We start from the raw sequence: 18618 nt of genomic DNA, 5'->3' as shown, positions 1-18618 counted from the left end.
AAAGTTAAAGTTTAAGCAAGTTATAAACAAAAAAAGGAACTCAAACGGGTTCCTTTATATTGGTTTTTTCTGGCTTTCTTCATACAGTTTTGCATCGCTCCACTTTGCATGTTTAGACGGGATAATCGTATGCCCCTTTTTATAGGCGTAAACCTTGGTATATTCTGCGCCAAAAAAAATCAGCATGCAGGAATAATTAATCCACATCATGATCAGAATAACCGTTCCTGCGGCTCCGAAAGCGGAAGTGGGTTTTGCGGTTCCGAAATAAAGACTTAATAAAAATTTTCCTAAAGTAAATAAAACCGCTGTCAGAAAAGCACCTCGCCAAACCGGTTTCCAGCTGACTTTTACATCGGGGAGAACTTTGAACATCAAGGCAAAAAGAAACATAACGATGGCGAAACCGATAATAAAATTCACCAATTGTACCAACAGATAAGTTTCTAATCCGAAATAAGCGGTAATCCAGTTATTCAAAACACTGATCAGGGAGGAAAGAACCATCGTAATCATCAGTAAAAAACCAATGATAAGGATCATTCCCAATGAATTAGCTCTGTCTAAAAGAAACTTTACAAAAGCTTTTTTCGGAGCAGCCTGTACATCCCACAATGTATTTAACGAATGCTGAAGCTGAAAAAACAAGGTAGTGGAACCATACACAAGTGACCCGACACCTACAGCCTTCATGATTACATTTTCTTTATCAATTAAAGCTCCGGCAATCATATCCTGAATACTTTTGGCCACATCCTGCCCCATAATTCCACTGATCTGATTGCTGATTTCACCACGGATGGCTTCCTCACCAAAAAAATATCCGGCAATCCAGATGATGATAATTAATAATCCCGGGATAGAAAAAATAGCATAATAAGCTAAGCTTGCAGAATCATTAGACGCAGAAGAATTATTCCACTTTTTGAATGTTTCATTTAATGTGTCCCAGAAAAAATTAATATGCTTTGTCATCTGTAATTATTTAATGAATTAGAAAGGATATCCGATGGCAATATTCAAAACAAGGTTATCTCTTCTCCAGTTGGAATCTCCGAAATTAATTTTATCAAAAGCCCATCGGTCGTTCTTTTCATAATACGGGATACGCAATGGCATGGCAAGATCCAGTCTTAAAATTAAAATAGAGAAATCAAGTCTCAGACCAAATCCGGCTCCCACTGCAATTTCACTTAAAAATTCTTTCGAAAATTTGGCTCCCGGCCGCTGTGGGTCATCATTCACCAGCCATATATTTCCTGCATCTGCAAAGAGGGCAACATTTAAAAATTTATAAAGATTCGCGCGGTATTCTGCATTTAATTCCAATTTAATATCTCCCGACTGATCAAAATAAAATCCGTCGTTAATGGTTCTTGGATCAAAGCTTCCAGGCCCCAATGTTCTTGCACGGAATGCTCGTACACTGTTGCTCCCTCCGGAGAAGAACTGTTTGGAGAAAGGGATGAATTCAGAATTTCCGTAAGGATAGGCAATGCCTCCGATAAATCTTGTGGCTAAAGATGTTTTTTCATTAAACTTATGATAGAATCTGAAATCATTCTCAATCTTGGCATACTGACTGAACGGGATTCCGAAGATCTCCTTTTCCTTATCTTTTTTTGCATTGGCTCCTGTCACCAAACCTGTAATATTTCCAGCTAAATCCAATGTTCCTTTATAATACATGGTATTGGTTTTCGGCAACATCGTGTTGGTATATGTATAAGAATAGGTTGGCCCGAAGATCAGCTGTTTCTGGACAACCCTCTGCAAAGCATCACTGTTTTGGGCATATTGTTTATAAAGATCGGTAACGTTGGCAGGAGATACTAAGGTGATATCGATAATTTTCAGGTCGTGTTCTTTTCTTGCGTTTTCCTTCCAGTTGTAGCCAAACGATCCGGTGAATGTATTTAAAGTATAATATTCCGTACGGTTCTGGAACTCATACCCTAAACTGATATTGGTTCTCGGTACAAATGCACTGGAAGAATTAAAACGGAACGGAGCCACAATTCTAGGAATCGAAAGCTGTACATTGCTCCCGGCTCTGAAAATATTTTTAGCATTTTCCGGTCCGCCGATCTGTACATCAAATGCTCCGTATACTGAGGCTTTAAACTGTTCTGCTCCACGGAAAAAGTTTCTGTGTGTCCAGTTCAGATTCAGTTCGCTTCCTGCGTAATTTGCAGAGTTTGTTCTTCCTAAAGCTTCCAGGCGGAGAGACTGAAGTTCCCGTGGAGTCAGCAGATAATAGGCATCAAATTTATTCTGTAAAGAGTCTGAAACAATAAATTCATTTTTAACAAATTTAAAAACTCCTAAACTGATCAGCCGGTTTAGCGTAAGGTTGTGATTGGTTCTGTTATAAAGATCTCCTTTTTTAAAATACAAAGCCCTGTCGAAAATCTTTGGTTTGAATTTATTTTGAGGATCAATAACGTAAATATCTTCATGCGCATATTTCTGAAGAGAATCTGCCTCCATCGGAATTTTGTATTTCCCGTTTTTTACATCTTGAATATTGTAATTCGGAAAAACAATCACTTTATCAATGCTGAACTGCTGAGTGGAAAGATCCGGCGTATTGTCCTTCAGCTTTACATTAAGCTCTACATTGTGGCTTTTGGTTACCGTACTGTCGGCCTGAACAATAATATTGTCGGGATGAAAATAGTAGAACCCTTTTTCTTTTAATCCGTTATCGATTCTTTCTCTTTCGGTTTTAATGACATCCAGATCAAAGGGTTTTCCTGCTTTTAACAAAGTTTTTCCTGTAAGGTTCTGGATTTCCTGATTCACCAATGAAGAATCTTTCTGGAACTTAACATTGCTGATCAGATATCTTGCCCCCGGTCTCAAAGTATAGATAACCTGCGCTTTTTTATTCTTAGAAACCGTATCATACGTTGCTTTTGCATTGAAATATCCTTTGTTTTCAGAATAGTTTTCAATAATATCTTTATTGAATTCACGATCTACATCACCCAATAAAACAGGTTTTTCACCCACTTTATATTTCAGCCAGTAATTGAATCCTTTTTCTTTTTTAGGTTCTTTTGCAATATTATAAAAATATAATTTCGGTCTCAATCCTAAGAAAGAAGAATTGGGTTTTGGAGTAAGATTGGCTTCCAATGCAGTTTGCAGATCTTTTTTTTCATTTTTAGACAGCGTATCATTTTCAATCTTAATCTTAGCTCCGGTGTAAAGCATCTGGCCTTCTTTAAGGTACCTCGTATTGCTGCAGGAAAGAGCTACGGAAGCAACTCCGAAACTGAACAGATATCTGAAATATGTATGATAATTTTTTTTCATTATTTAAATTCTACAACTTGGTTCTGTTGATTTTTTCTTAATTCTCTCTGTTTTTTATTCTTTGACCGCTGGAAAATATCCCGGAATTTGTCATAATCCAGTGTGATGATAAACCCAAGTCCCGTTTCCACGATCTGCCCCTGAAGTGCTACCTGATATTCGTTTTTACGGTAGGCACGAAGCATATACCTTCCGTCTTTGGAAAGGCTGTAATCCACAGTGACGTCCCCGGCGATATTCGTCATGTTTTCATTTTGGCGGGCTTCACCTTCGAGGGCAAAATTACTTCCCACCGAAACTTTCAGACGGTCGTTTAATAATTTTTTACTCAATCCGACATTCAGGTCGGTTCTTGTATTTTTGGCTCCTGAAGAATAATCTTCGGAAGATTCAAGATCAAAATTCAGATCCACACCTTTGATGAGGTCGGAGGCAAGATTATTCAACTGTTGCGAAAGAATTTTACTTACACTCTGTCTCGCCAGCATCTCCCCGGAAAGTCCGGCACCCGATTCGAAAGGATTTTCACCGATGAATCTGTTTAACAGCAATAAAGCGAAAACCTGTTTATTCATTTCGGATTCCTGAGTTCTCAACTGAGACAGCTTCTGATCGACAATATCTGTAACGGTAGAAGAAACAGCATTGTTTTTCTCGTCTGTAGTAATGTCGAAAGTAATAACAGGCTTTAATAATTCACCTTTCATTTTAAGTAATGTATTGAAAGGAATTCTCTGTTTAAACTGGTTCAACGTTCCCGCAGCTTCTCCACTGATCTGCTGTTCCACTAAATCAATCGGTGCAGCTTCGGTTTTATAGATGGCGGTGATGTCTAGATTAGCAGTGGTCGGTTCTCCTGTCCAGGTAATGGTGCTTCCTTTCTGAATATCGAACTTACGTTTCAGGACACTCACTGTCATTTCATAGCTTCCGGATTCCACTTCATACACACCGACAAGAGTCGTTTTTCCGGATGGATCAACACCACCTGTTAGCTCAGCTTCTCCCTGAAGTTTCACAAAATCCCCGTTGGCTTTGTCGATTAATAGAGATAGTTTTGCTTCTTTGCTGATTTCAATATTCACGTTCACATCCATTCCTTTGATGCGGCTGTCGGTATTTAAAGAATCTGCTTTAACGGTTTTGTTTAAAACCACCTGATCCTGATCAATAAACTCTACAATCCCTTCTCTTTCCTGTAAAGTAGGCGAAGACTGAGGAAGAACAAAAGTGAAGTCTGTATTATCTGCAACTGCCAGTCTTCCGTCTACTTTTGGCAGATCTAGATTTCCACGGATTCGCAATCCTGCATCAATAGACAGAATTCCGTACATAATCGCATCATTGGATTTTTCAGAATTTACGACTTTAAAATCTTTGGCATTAAGATCAAGATTGAAAGCAAAATCTCTGTAGGTCTGTGTTAAAACCTGTCCATCTATATTCAGAGAGTTTCCATCTTTATCATTAATTTTAAAATTATTGAATTCAATTCCTCTGCTGGTAAAATCAATTTCATCATTCAGCTTTCTGAAATCGCTTCCTGTTTTGGCAATTTCAAGGCCTGCATCATTAAATTTTACTTTACCTAAAATATTCGGTTTATCAGCTGTTCCCGTTATTTTTAAATTTCCGGAAATATAACCTTCCGTATTGGTGATCGCATTCATCGAGAATCCCTGAACACTTTTCATCTGTAACTGATTGATGGCCATATTCAGATCAAATGTGCTGGAAGTAGTGTTGTAATCTCCCAGAATTTTAACATCATTATTATTTCCGGAAAGGGCAATGTCTGCATTTAATAAATTCGGTGAGTTGTTGTTCACTTTTACCGCAAGATTTCCGACTGCATTTCCGTACACAATTAAATCTGAAATATTCAGGTCCGAAGTGAAGGTCATGTTTTTCGTCAGGTTGCGTAGCTGAGCCGTTCCGTTAATGGTTCCTCTTGCTAAAACGGTGTCTTTTTTAATAAGTTCTGTAATCGTTTCAATTTTAAAATCTTTCAAAGAAACATTCAGAGGGGCATTGGCTGTCTGACTTTCAGATTGTAACAGGATTTCGCTGCCTCCGTTTGAAAGCCTGAAATTGTCTGCCAGTATCCCGTTTTTCCCAATCTGGATCTTATTGTTTTCCGAAACAGTCCAATCGGTGTAATTTAATTTTAAACCATTTGGATTTAAAGAGATTTCGGTGATGTCATTTAGTGATTTTGCATTTCCTGCAATTAAAAATTGCGTGGCATCTTTCTCGTCTTTTGTAGTAATGTTGTAATTGATGATATTATTGGCAACATCTCCCGTGATTCCGACTTTATTTAAGGCAAAGCTTGAGCTTTTCAGACCGGCAACATACAGATTATATTGTAAAGCCTGATTTTCATTGGTGACTTTTAAAGTCGCATTTTCAATAGAATTTTCGCCATATAGCAATTGAGGAATCTGTCCGTCGATTTCAATTTTTTGTGAATCGGCATTATAATTTCCGTTTAAATTAATGGTTTCAAAACTTTTCAGATCCGGAACAAATTTTCTGATCAGATCATCATTTTTAATTTTTGCATTAAAGGTAAAAAACTGTCCGGCCTGAATTTTCTGAGTTTTTTCCGGCTTTTGGAATTGATAATATTGATTAACTGTGTTCGCTAAAGAACCAAAAATCTGTGTCAGTTTATATTTTCCTTTTAATTCAACATCTGCAATCTGAGAATTGAAAACGATATTCGTAGAATCGTTGGTTGAAGATGCTTTTAAATTCACTTCCTGAACGGGATACACTTCTTTGGTATCGGAAAATGCAAAATCTTTTAAGTTTAAATATCCGTTCAGATGATCGGGATCTAAATTAGTAAAGTCTCCGTCGATTTTTCCTGCTAAAATCATAGGATCTTTATAGAATCCTAATTTATTGAGATCAAGCTTGATGACTTCTCCATTTACTTTTACGGTAGGATTTTTTTCGTCATACATTCCGGAAGCGGTTAACAGTAAATTGGCATTCGGATCTTTTGAGTTTAAAATAATATGGTAAGCTCCACGATTTATTTTCCCCGTCAGATTCATATTTTGGTAACGGTAACCTTTGTAAACTGCCGAAGCAACGTGACCTTTCAGATCTGCTTTTGCATTTTTGAAATCGAAGCTTTCTCCTTTGGCATAAATCTGTGCTGAAATCGGCCCGATATCTTTATTCTGAATAATTTTTCCGATTTGTAATCCCTGAAGATTTGCTTTTACATCATACAGTTCACGGTTTTCTCTGCGCATGTCGACATTAGCTTTGATTGCGGCATTTCCCAACGTGGAGTAGAGGTTGAGATCGGCATTCACAACTTTCGTGGTTCCCTTTGCTGTTCCTTTCACACTCATGTTGGTAGGCAGAGAAATATTGGAAGGAATGGTGTTTTTCGGAACTAAATTGAATATCGTTTTAGCGGATGAAGACAGTTCGGCAATCCTTAAATCATAATATAAATTGTCGGGATTCATTGCATTTTTAATTCTTCCTGAAGCAGCAACTCTCAATTGATCCAACCCTGAGACTTTAAGATTATTAATCAACAAATCATTGACGTTGCCTTTAACATTGGCATTGACATTTAAAATAGCATTCGGATATTTATTGAAAGGAACTGTGTTTCTCAAGGTAGGAACCAAATTCAGGATATCTGAAAATCCGATTTTTGAATCTTCGATATTCGCTGAAATCTGTACGGCTCCCAAATTGGAACTCAGCTGTTCAACAGAATTATAATTTAAAATAACCTCATCACGCAAAACTGTTTTCGGGGTTTGTAAATACAAATCTTTCAGATAAGCTTCTTTATCATTATACACGAAATCCGTATTGAACTTCTGAATATCCAGTCCTCTGGCTTCCTGAATTTCCGCTGAATTCACGCTCCCTGCAAATGTATTGTTCTGCATTTTGAAATCCCTTACCTCAACATTCATTTTAGAAAAATTCAGATGGTTGAAATCCATTCCCTGCTTTGTAGGAGCGATGGCTGGGTTGTTGTAAACGACTTTCACATCGTTCAGAACTAATTTATCAAGCAATAAACTCAACGCTTTCTGCTGATCTGTAGCTTTTGAAACTTCAGGTTTTTCGGTGTTTTTCGGATTGGCATTTTGAGCCGGAAGATAAAGATTGGCATTGATATCAGCTCCGGAAAGAAAAACATTATCTACATCGTAAGCGCTGTTTTCCAGATCCAGTTTGTTGACTTTCGTGCTTAATTCTTTAAAGAGAATTTTGGCAAAAGTTTTGGTATTGTCATCGCCGTAATCAATATTGAAATTGGTAAGCTTTATACCTTTTAAACCGATCTGCATCGGCTTCTTATTATTTAAAGAATCGACCTTCTTTTCAACAGTCTTGGAAACTTCTTCTACCAAGTCCTGTTTTAGTTTTAATTGTAATCCGTCAAGATTAATGTCGTTAACAGCATATTTATTGTTGTTGAGATCAAAAGTTTTTACTCTTGTATCAAAAGATTTAAAGTAGAGTTTTATATCATTTCTGGATTGCTGGTCATTAAATGTGACACCGATATCTTTTAATTTGATTTTATCTAACGAAATAATGAAAGGTTTTGAAGGGCTTTCCTCCTTATCACTGGTGGCAAAAGCATCTAAAATATAATCGAAATTGAACTTTCCGTCGGGTTTCCTCACCACATTGGCTCTCGCGCCTTCCAGATCAACAGAGGTGATATCTGCCGTGGAATTGATAAGTTTAAGCATATTCAAGCCTACATCCAGTTTTTTCACCGCCAGAAGGGTGTCGATATCCTGTCCTTTCAAGTACAGATTTTCCATCACCAGGCTGTTAGGGAATCCTATGTAGACTCTTTCGAGGCTTACTTGGGTTTTAATTTTTTTCTCAAGATAGACGACCAGCTTATCTTTGATGAAGTTCTGAACTACGGGAAGCCGCAAACTGAGAATAAGCAATATAAGAAAAACCAATATCGAAATAATGGTTATTACAAATCGCCTTAAGAGTTTTCTTTTGTTGATTTTTAGTTCCAAGAGTGATCGGGTTTAAACAAATATAATAATACTAAATGTACTACTGTTGTGTTGTGGTACCCTTTGCGAATACAAAAATCCTGCCTTGGCTGCCAATTATGGAATTTAGTTTAGTGAATTGTCAAGTGAATGAGTTGATGACGACAGCCAAGACCCGGATTTTTTAGTTTTAAAAGCCCCCTTAGATCATTTCTGTTGAAAAGGTTAGCAAAAATGAAAATTCAAATGTTAGTTTAGTTCTTCAAAGGGGGCATAGCATGAATCATATGCTGAGATAATAAATTTTTATTCGTTCCCGTTTTCCCATTTTACTTGTTCGCCTTGGGGTTCCGCACCGCCCTGAGCTGGAGTCACAGAAGGTGTTTCCTGATTGATATGATAGACATACGCTGCAATTTTTTCGGCATCTCTTCCTGTGATGGTTCCTTCTTTTATAAAAGGTCTCATGGTAGGATTATTTGGTGAGCCGTTTTCCAGCATCCAGATCACATTTTTGAATAAACTTTTTTGTTTTATATTGATCCAATGAGTGTCTGTCAAATTAGGTCCGATTCCGCCTTTTCCGTTGTCTCCGTGGCAGGTTACGCAGTTCGTTTTAAATAATTCCTGCCCTTCTGCGATATTGTCAGCACTGTATTTTGCGGTTTCCAGTGTTACCTGTGGCGCGGTTTTTTCAAACTCAGCAATGGAAGCAAGCATGGTTTTGGTTTCGCTGTTCAGTTCGGCTTCAGGATGCGCATAATCTGTGAAGGCAAAAGCCGTAAGATACACCGCACAGAAAATACACCCGAAATAGAACAATCCGATCCACCATTTTGGGAGAGAATTGTCGAGTTCTGTAATTCCGTCGAAGCCGTGATCTATCAAAATATCTTTTTCCTCTGTTGCAGATTGTTTCTTAAATGCGGAATTCCAAAGCTTCTGAAAATAAGGTGTATTTTTATCTTTTAAATATTGAGCTTTTTCCTCATCTGATAATTTGCTGAAATTCTGATTTTCAATTAAATCTCCGATCGAATTCATAATCAAAAGAAGAATAATCGCGATCAGCATCAATACCCAGAAAAAAGGTGAAGAAAAATATCCTGAATTGTGCGCAAACATTTCGAACGCCATGATGGTCAAGCCTATTGTGACAAGGATGTAGATGGAAATTGGAGTTCTTGTTTTCATTTTTAATTGATTTTAATTATTCTGCACTTGCAGTTTTAATCTGAGTGGTTTTAATATCTGTTCCCAACCTCTGCAGATAAGCGATCATAGCGACGATTTCTCTCTGCTCCAGCGGAACAAATGTTGCTCCTTTTGCAGTTCTGTCTTTTTCAATCTGATCTTTTACATCTTTTGCTTCGGAATAAATTCTTTTTACAATATTTTTTGCCTGATTGTCTGCCCATTGATTGGCGGAATCTATTTCAGCTTTTGAATAAGGGACGTCGAAGTAATTTTTCATCAGTTTCATTTTATCCACCATTTGCGTTTTGTTTAATTTATTCGTGATCAGCCAAGGAAAACGAGGCATTATTGAACCTGCTGATGTAATTCTTGGGTTGTACATGTGTTTAAAGTGCCAAGAATCTGGGTTTCTTCCGCCTTCTCTCTGCAGATCCGGTCCTGTTCTCTTTGATCCCCAAAGGAAAGGTCTGTCATAAACGAATTCTCCAGCTTTTGAATATTGTCCGTTTTTACCTTCAAATCTTACAATTTCATCTCGGAAAGGTCGTATCATTTGTGAATGACAGGCGTTGCAGCCTTCTCTGATATATAAATCTCGTCCTTCCAACTCTAATGGTGAATAAGGTTTTACCGCCGAAATTGTAGGCACACTCTGCTTTAAAGTCAGGGTTGGAATAATTTCTACCAAACCTCCGATTGCTACTGTAATGAAAGCTAAGATTGCCATAATTCTTGGTGTTCTCTCGATCCAAAGGTGAATTCCTTCGCCTTCTTTTCTTGCCGACCCAATGTTTGCCAATGCTGGAGCTTCTGCCGGAACATCTTTTTGGAAAGATCCTGCTTTAATGGTTTTAATAACATTCACCATCATTAAAATAGCTCCCGAAATATAAAACAAGCCTCCCAGGAATCTCATTTTATAGTATGGAATGATCGCCGTTACCGTATCCAGCCAGTTTTTCCAGACTAAAGTTCCGTCGGGATTGAATTGTTTCCACATTAATCCCTGCGTGAAACCTGAAATATACATTGGTACTGCGTAGAAAATAATTCCTAAAGTTCCCAGCCAGAAATGCCAGTTGGCTAATTTTTTAGACCAAAGCTGTGTTCTCCACATCACAGGAATCAGATAATAAACGATCCCGAAAGCCATGAAACCGTTCCAGCCCAACGCTCCGATGTGTACGTGACCGATTACCCAGTCTGTGTAATGCCCAATTTTATTTAAAGATTTTGTTGCTAAAAGCGGCCCTTCAAAAGTTGCCATACCATAACAAGTTACGGCTACTACAAAGAATTTCAGAATAGGATTTTCTCTCACTTTATCCCAGGCTCCTCTTAACGTCAATAAACCGTTCAGCATTCCACCCCAGGAAGGAGCGATCAACATGATGGAAAAACCTGTTCCCACTGCTTGCGCCCAAGCCGGAAGCGCAGTGTATTGTAAGTGATGTGGTCCTGCCCAAAGATAAACGAAGATCAGTGACCAAAAGTGGATAATTGATAATTTATAGGAAAATACGGGCCTGTCCGCTGCTTTTGGTAAGAAATAATACATTAAACCTAAAACCGGAGTTGTTAATACAAACGCCACTGCATTGTGACCGTACCACCACTGAACCAAGGCGTCTTTTGCTCCCGCATAGATTGAATATGATTTCCAAGTTGTGAAAGATAACGGAACTTCAAGATTGTTAAAGATATGAAGCATTGCTACGGCTAACCATGTTCCGATGTAGAACCAAATGGCAACATATAAATGTCTTACTCTTCTTTTAGCAATGGTTCCGAACATATTGATTCCGAAAATTACCCAGGAAATGGTAATTAAAATATCAATCGGCCATTCGTGTTCTGCATATTCTTTTGAGGTGTTGATCCCCATTAAAAAAGTGATCACAACGGAAATAATCATGATCTGCCAGGTCCAGAAATGAATCCATGATAGGGTGTCGCTGTACATTCTTGTTTTAAGCAATCTCTGCATACTATAATATGCACCGCAGAAAAAGGAATTACAGACAAACGCAAAAATAACCGCACTTGTATGTAACATTCTGATCCTTCCGAAGCCTAAAGCTCCTTGTGTATTAATCAATCCTTGAATATTTCCAGATGCTAAACTTTTAATAGTTGTATCGTCTGTTCCGAATAAAAATTCCGGAAGTTCAGGATAAAAAAGCATCAGCGCAGCGGTAAGCCCGAGTACAAACCCGACTAAACCGAATGCAATTGTAGCATAGAGGAATGCTCTGACAATAGTATTGTCATAATTAAATTGTTGCGTCTCCATAATTCCTATGTGTTGTACTGAGGTGATATTATCTTTTAAACAGAAGCTTTGAGTACATTTTTAGCTTATGTTTCAAATATCATGTAGCGTGATAATGTTTTGACAAAGGTATTTACTAACTTTGTGTAAGTCTAATAGATATCCTTCTAAAATATACCGAAAACTACTAAAATAAGGATCATGAAAATATGCGGGCAAAATATCAGGAAAATAAGAAGAAGTAAGGATTTTACTCAGGAATATATGGCTTTTGAGATGGGAATTTCCCAAAAAGCTTATTCTGATATCGAAAATGCTAAAGTGAAGATCAATTTTGAAATTTTAACCAAGATTTCGGATATCTTAGAAATCAAACCGTCTGAAATCTGCAGCATCTCTCATAAATGTGGAAATGATGAATATGAGGATAAGTTTCATGATCTTGTAGAGTATATGAAAAAAAATAATATTGCGATTCCGAAAGAGTATTTATAAATATTGTTAGATATAAAATCAGAAAGGCTGCTTCATGTGAGGCAGCTTTTTACTTTAATATTTTTTAAGTTATTACTTAATCGCAAAGGCGCAAAGTTTTCTTAAAAATTATAACGTTTTAAGGCGCAAGGATTTTATCTTCAATAAAATTTAAGGATGCTTTTATTGCTGAAAATCTTTGATTTTCTTGCGCCTTAAAACGTTATAATTTTTAAGAAAACTTTGCGTCTTTGCGATTGACCTAAAATTTATCAACAAGAAAAAATTATTTCGCTAACAACCCAGGATATAGAATCCCGTCTGTTTTTAAATTAAGGTTCAATAAATAAGCAATTAATGGAGCAATATCTTCCTGTCCCATTAAAGGCAGCACTGTTCCTTTTTTAATTCCTCTTCCGAATGCAACAAATCCTGTCTGGATCTCTTTAAAATCGGTAGGCAAATAACCATGCGTTCCTCCATCTGCAGCTTTTAATAATTCTCCGGTAGCTGTTGCCCCGAAACTAATTCCCTGATAAGCAGCCAATGCTAATGAAGCCGTCGGATCTCCGCTTGCTTCAGTAATTTGTTCTTTATTCAGGACATGAAACATTTTTTTGTAACCCTCGGGTAAATTTTTGAGAAGTTCGTTCACTTTATTTAAAGTTGCTTTATCATTAGGATTTTTTAAATGTAAAAATGCAGAACCTCCACTTGCCTGAAAATAGGCTTTCCAGTTTTCTTTCTTATCATTGTCATATAATCCGGCTTTTGCCAACATTACATTAGGATTAAACTGAGTGTGAATATCCACAAAACCATGATCTCCTGTAATGATAAATGTTGTGTTTTCACTGATTCCTGCGGCTGTTGCAGCATCAATTAAAGTTTTAATAGCCACATCGGCTCCTGCAACGGCGGAACGAACCTTATCCCCATCTCTTCCTTCCTCATGCTCGAAATGATCGGTTGCTGCAATATGAAGTGCCAAAAACGAAGGTTTGTATTTCTTAAAAATATAAGCCGCCATTCTTGCTTTATTCTGGTCGGTCACTGCATAATCCAAGCTTGCTCCATATTCTCCGAATTTTCCTACCGCATAATCTTCAACTTCCTGGAAAAGCTCCTTTGGAGTAGATTCCATGCTCATTGCTTTCACTTCATCTTTTTTCTCGCCTTTATTTTTCGGAAGATACACATATTCCGGTAAGTTGTAAGTAATAGGCGCACCTACGGTAACAGGCCAGCTTACCCCTGCAGTTGTAAGGCCAGCGTCTTTTGCCACACTAAAAATAGTAGGAACCTTAATGTCCTTATAAAACCAAAACCATTCTCCTGTAATTCCTAACGGTTGGACCGGCGTGTTATAATAAATTCCGTGTTTTGAAGGTAAAACTCCCGTAACGATAGTTGTATGGGAAGGATACGTAACTGTCGGGAACGAACCACGGACTCCCTGTGCATAAGCTCCTTTTTTCATCATTTGCCTAACGTTCACCATCGACCATTCCGGATTCATATAAAATTCGGGTCTTAAACCATCTACACTTATCAAAACCACATGATTATTATTGTTTTGAGCCTTTACTAATCCCGCGGAAAGTGCCAGAAAAAGGAATATTTTTTTCATTGTAAAAATTTTTGCAAGATTAGAATATTACTGTTAACAGGGCGTGAACAGTTTATTAAATGTTTGTTTAAATTTATATTGAAAATTAATTGTAGAAAGATTGAAATAATTAAAATAAAAAACCACCCTTAAAAAGGGTGGTTTCCGTAGTCAAAGATGAACAATTTTCGAACCGCATGGTTGATGATTTGATAGTATTGTCAGAATTAAAATCGTGATAAATTACGCTTCTTTTTCCACCACTAAAGTTATGGCTATGTCGGTTAAATAAGAATGAGAATTGATGAAATAGAAAGGCAATTCAGGATTACAATCTGCAAGAGTACGAGAAGGAACCTAAGAAAGACTTAAGGACTATAGTACAGAAATGATTTCTAATATTAATACAAAATATATGGATTTTACAAAGATCCCACGAAGATATTAATAAACCGTTCTCATTGACTAGAGTAATATTTTATAAATATGCTTAGATTCTTGATAATTATACGGATGAGGAAACAAAAAATATGAAGGCTAAAAATCAGTTTACATTTCCTAAATGTTCTAAAGCTTCTTTAATAATAAATAATTATTACTTTAGTGCAAAAAATATATATCTAGTAGTGCATTTACATAATTATCTGCTTTTTATACGCTACATTATAGACAATATACGTAGGCAATTTGTTATTTACAAAAGCACCAAAGGGTAATCATATAAATTAATATTTTGGAGGTTTATGAACAAAAATTTGAAAACAAAAAAAGAGTATGTACAGCATTTTTCAACTAGAATTCCATGGAAAGATAATGATTACACAGGGCGGGTAGATGATAATCCTAAATACAATGTTGCTGCGCAAGTAATACCTAACATAGGAAATTCAAGAGATATAGAATTAGAGGAAAAAAATAAAGGGAAATTTTATCAAAATATTGGTTCGGAAAAATTTAAAAATTGGATTACAGAGAATTCTGCTTTCATGAGTAAAACAGAACTCGAAGTTAAAATGAATCATCCATATAAGAACGGTAAAAATGAAAAATTTTCTCACTATCGAGAAACATCTTTTAAATTAAAACCGTATTCTTTTTTGTTACGACCTTTTGCATGGACATTGAAAGGAAATGCAAAAGAATTAGCAAAGTACTACAATTTTAATTTTGATTACGAAGGAAACGAAAGGATGTTAAATTGGAATAGCTCTTGGATTTCACATGGAGAATCCCAAAGAGCTATTTTTGAATACTTTTTTTCAGGTATTGTCCCAAACAAATCTTTAATATTTCCTTATTACAAGCAAGTACCATTTATTGAAGATAATAGACGTGTAATTGCTGGAATTGGAAATTTAGTAAATTTCTTTGAACTGAAGGAATATTCATCAGATGGAAGTAGAGAAGAAAAAAATTATATATGGGAAACAAACACACCACATTCAATAAGAAATCATGGAGAACAAGGGTTTTTAATGCCATATTTTGAAATTTCTAAATATTTAATAAACAATCCTGATTTTGATGTTTCAAGTGTTACGTTATTTGAACCAGAAGGTTTTCGGAATGAGTTTTCATACGCTGCCGAATGGGTTAGTTATGATGCAACAATTGACGTATTAAATCAGGCAAAAAAAGTGCTGAGAAATATTGCAAAACTAAATTTAGAAACTGCCAACCAGGATTGGGTTAATATTCAATTGGAATACGTTGAAAAACAACTAAAAGCTGTTTGGAATCAGAGAGGTATTTTTCCTGGATTGGCTTCTGTATTATTTGCTTTAGGTATAAAACATAGTTTTGATTTAGCTCGTTTTATTAACACTTCTGAAAATGATCTAATTTCTGAATTAAAGCAATATTTTTCGGGAGAAAAAGAAACAGGAAATGACAAGCTAGATGAAAGTATAGCAGAAAAAGAAGACGAATTTAATGGTCTTTTGAAACATGACAATAAGTTAAAGTATTTTGAACTATTAACTAGAATAAGCCTTTCCGTAAAGCAGGCAAGTAATGTTTGGAAAAAATTCAAAGATGATCATGCCTCTGAAATAATAAATAACCCATACCTATTGTATGAGTTAACACGCAAGGAAAGTCAAGAATACCAAATAGCAATTTCCCAAATTGACAATGCAATGTTCGTGAATGATTTGGTTGAAAATAATTATCCACTTACAAATCCAACAAAAATGAGAACGGAGGCTGACAAACGTCGTTTTAGAGCCATGACAATGTTGGTATTAGAACATGCTACAAATTGCGGTCATACTTTACTTAGTTATGACCAAATTATTGAAAAGATTAGTAGTTTACCTTTAGATAGAAAGACAGAATTTCAAACTGAAAAAATTGAAGGAATCATAGAGTTTCTTGTACAAGGAGGATTATATGTTGATATCACAAATAATTATATCAAACTAAAAGAATATCAAGAGTATAAAGAATTAATATTCAAAACCCTATCAGAACGTATAAATGAAAACATTGGTAATAGGCAAGAATGGCTTGATATTATTAACAAGAAATTTGGAAGTTTAAAAAAAGGCAATGAAGAAAAAGACAGAGTCGCTCGCAATGAAAAAGCAAAAGCATTAAAAACTATAGAATCATCAAAAGTATCTGTTTTTTTAGGGAGAGCCGGTACAGGAAAAACAACTGCTCTTGGAATTTTTGCATCAGTAAATGAAATAAAAGAAGGAGGTCTTTTAGCCCTAACTCCTACAGGAAAAGCTAGAATTCAACTTGAAAATTCATTTAAAGAAAATAATGTAGAAGCAGAATGTATGACTATTGCCCAATTTTTGGTTCGCTCTGGCGGGTTTAGTTGGAGTACAATGTCGTACAAATTACCAAATAAAAATAGCACAAGCGTTTCAGAGACGGTTATTATTGATGAAAGTTCAATGTTAACTGAAAATATGTTTGCAGGTATATTAAAACTGGTTTCTACGCATGCAAAACGTATTATTTTTACTGGAGATAAAAATCAATTACCACCGATAGGCGCAGGAAGACCATTTACTGATATGATTATGTATTTGGAAAAGAATGCCCCGGAAAAAATAGCTTCGCTAATGACAGAAATGAGACAGGATGACACAGGTGACGATTTGGCTTTTGCTCAGCTTTTTTCAGACATTAACTCTGTTGATAAAGGTGTAATTCAGCGAGTAAAAAGTAAAAAAACAGACGAGCGGCTTGAATATATTGAATATACAGATTTAGAGCATTTGGAAAATTTATTTTTTGATAAAGTTTTACCAAGTATTACAGAAATGGAAAATAGAGAAGATATTGATGGATTTAATAAAAGCTTAGGAGCTACAATGAATGATCAATACACCCATTACAATACTAGTAAACATATCGAAGATTGGCAAATTATTTCTCCAACTAGATGGATTGGAATAGGAACTTATTACTTAAATGAACAAATACATATACATTACAGACAAAATATTGTTGATAAGTGGAATTATCAATGGTCAAAATGTAATCCTCAAAGTATACAAAAAATTGTTTACGGAGATAAGGTAATTTCTAACGTTAATGAAGATAGAGAATGCTGGAGCAGAGAAAAGAGCCAAGGATGTAAAGAGTATATAGCAAATGGTGAAATCGGCATTATGATGAATTATCCAAAACAATTCGGTAGAGATGATAGAAACGACAAGTACTATAAATTTATGTTCAATTCCTATGATAGTCATATTTTCTCATATACTAAAAATGATTTTGGGAGTGATGAAGGCGATTCTAAACTAGAATTAGCTTATGCTCTCACAGTTCATAAATCCCAAGGCTCAGGTTTTGGAAAAACACTTGTGGTTATAAATGGTAAAAGTGCACTTCTATCCAAAGAATTATTATATACAGCTTTTTCTCGACAGAAAGACGGATTAAAAATATTAAGTGATTTGCCCATTGCAGAATTATTAAAATATTCAAATGATTGGTATTCTGACACAAAACAGCGTTATACTGATTTATTTGAAAAACCCGATATTGTTGAAATCCAATCAACAAAACAAAAAAGGTATTTTGAAGAAAAGTTAATTCACAAGACTGTTCGTGGTGAAATGGTCAGGTCTAAATCTGAGGTAATTGTCGCAAATATTATTGATAAAATGGGCATAGACTATACTTACGAAGAACTTTTAACCATAAAAGGAAAAAACTATTTACCTGACTTCACGCTTCGATATCAAGGTCGAACAGCTTATCTGGAGCACCTAGGAATGTTAGGCAATATTTTATATAAAGCCCATTGGAAAGAAAAACAGTCTAGCTATGAGGAATCTGGAATCTCAGAACAAATAGGAAATCTAATAATTACTCAAGATGGTCTAGATGGTAGTTTAGATTCGAAGATAATTGAAGATAGTATCAATAAATGGAAAAACAACATATAATGGTAATAAGATTATAAAACTAAAGTTAAAATATACAATTTCATAGTAATCAAAAACACTTTCATTTAGCGATTACAATTAAAATTTGAGGAAATAAAAACTGTCAACAAACTAAAATCAAATTATATCAGAAGTATTAGTATTCACGTGAATACTGTTAGCAATCAATTTATAATGATTACTTTAATCAGTTGTTCTGAGGGAAATACACTCATTGCAATATTTTTGGCTTTGCCGAGTTTGATATATTTTATATGTGGCTTTTCAGATGAAGTGAGCAATTTGATATTATTTTGATCTAACATTTCATCCGTT

8 protein-coding genes are annotated in these 18618 nt (G+C 35.7%); 2 read left to right on the top strand and 6 right to left on the bottom strand.

Translation table 11 applies throughout. The features are described 5' to 3' along the window. Window positions 1-54: 54 nt before the first annotated feature. The 5 genes from BUA89_RS07630 to ccoN all read right to left on the bottom strand — a co-directional run bounded on the left by BUA89_RS07630 (window position 55) and on the right by ccoN (window position 11826). Window positions 55-975 carry a YihY/virulence factor BrkB family protein gene (locus BUA89_RS07630; RefSeq protein ID WP_072955151.1) on the bottom strand — a complete coding sequence of 307 codons (921 nt, stop codon included), beginning with the start codon at window positions 973-975 and terminating at the stop codon, window positions 55-57. 18 nt (window positions 976-993) lie between these two features. Further along, on the bottom strand, window positions 994-3321 hold the full coding sequence (tamL, locus tag BUA89_RS07625; RefSeq protein ID WP_072955148.1) for a translocation and assembly module lipoprotein TamL: 2328 nt from the start codon (window positions 3319-3321) through the stop codon (window positions 994-996). After that, entirely contained in the window at window positions 3321-8357 is a 5037-nt protein-coding gene (locus BUA89_RS07620; protein ID WP_072955145.1) for a translocation/assembly module TamB domain-containing protein, read from the bottom strand. Before BUA89_RS07620 ends, tamL begins: the two co-directional genes overlap by 1 nt. Before the next feature lie 285 nt (window positions 8358-8642). Then, window positions 8643-9530 carry a cytochrome c gene (locus BUA89_RS07615; RefSeq protein WP_072955142.1) on the bottom strand — a complete coding sequence of 296 codons (888 nt, stop codon included), beginning with the start codon at window positions 9528-9530 and terminating at the stop codon, window positions 8643-8645. Window positions 9531-9546: 16 nt separating this feature from the next. Further along, window positions 9547-11826, bottom strand: coding sequence for a cytochrome-c oxidase, cbb3-type subunit I (gene ccoN / locus BUA89_RS07610; RefSeq protein ID WP_072955138.1), 2280 nt, complete (start codon window positions 11824-11826; stop codon window positions 9547-9549). Between the two features lie 180 nt (window positions 11827-12006). Between ccoN and BUA89_RS07605 the strand changes: the two genes are divergently transcribed. After that, window positions 12007-12300 carry a helix-turn-helix domain-containing protein gene (locus BUA89_RS07605; RefSeq protein WP_072955135.1) on the top strand — a complete coding sequence of 98 codons (294 nt, stop codon included), beginning with the start codon at window positions 12007-12009 and terminating at the stop codon, window positions 12298-12300. 265 nt (window positions 12301-12565) lie between these two features. On the opposite strand, the gene BUA89_RS07600 is transcribed toward BUA89_RS07605, so the two are convergent. Further along, complete coding sequence (locus BUA89_RS07600; RefSeq protein WP_072955132.1) at window positions 12566-13909, bottom strand: alkaline phosphatase family protein; 1344 nt, start codon at window positions 13907-13909, stop codon at window positions 12566-12568. A 734-nt stretch (window positions 13910-14643) separates the two neighbouring features. On the opposite strand from BUA89_RS07600, the gene BUA89_RS07595 reads away from it, so the two are divergent. Then, on the top strand, window positions 14644-18303 hold the full coding sequence (locus BUA89_RS07595) for an AAA family ATPase (RefSeq protein ID WP_178362441.1): 3660 nt from the start codon (window positions 14644-14646) through the stop codon (window positions 18301-18303). The last annotated feature ends 315 nt before the right edge of the window (window positions 18304-18618 follow it).

Source organism: Chryseobacterium arachidis (genome assembly GCF_900129245.1).
GTDB lineage: Bacteria > Bacteroidota > Bacteroidia > Flavobacteriales > Weeksellaceae > Chryseobacterium > Chryseobacterium arachidis.
Note: the sequence above shows the minus strand (reverse complement) of the source record. Positions and strands in the feature narration are given on the sequence as shown.

Bases quoted from the DNA above. Each gene is read 5' to 3' on its own strand.
- BUA89_RS07600 (WP_072955132.1), bottom strand. From the start codon at position 13,909: ATGAAAAAAATATTCCTTTTTCTGGCACTTTCCGCGGGATTAGTAAAG.
- tamL (WP_072955148.1), bottom strand. From the start codon at position 3,321: ATGAAAAAAAATTATCATACATATTTCAGATATCTGTTCAGTTTCGGA.
- ccoN (WP_072955138.1), bottom strand. From the start codon at position 11,826: ATGGAGACGCAACAATTTAATTATGACAATACTATTGTCAGAGCATTC.
- BUA89_RS07605 (WP_072955135.1), top strand. From the start codon at position 12,007: ATGAAAATATGCGGGCAAAATATCAGGAAAATAAGAAGAAGTAAGGAT.
- BUA89_RS07615 (WP_072955142.1), bottom strand. From the start codon at position 9,530: ATGAAAACAAGAACTCCAATTTCCATCTACATCCTTGTCACAATAGGC.
- BUA89_RS07630 (WP_072955151.1), bottom strand. From the start codon at position 975: ATGACAAAGCATATTAATTTTTTCTGGGACACATTAAATGAAACATTC.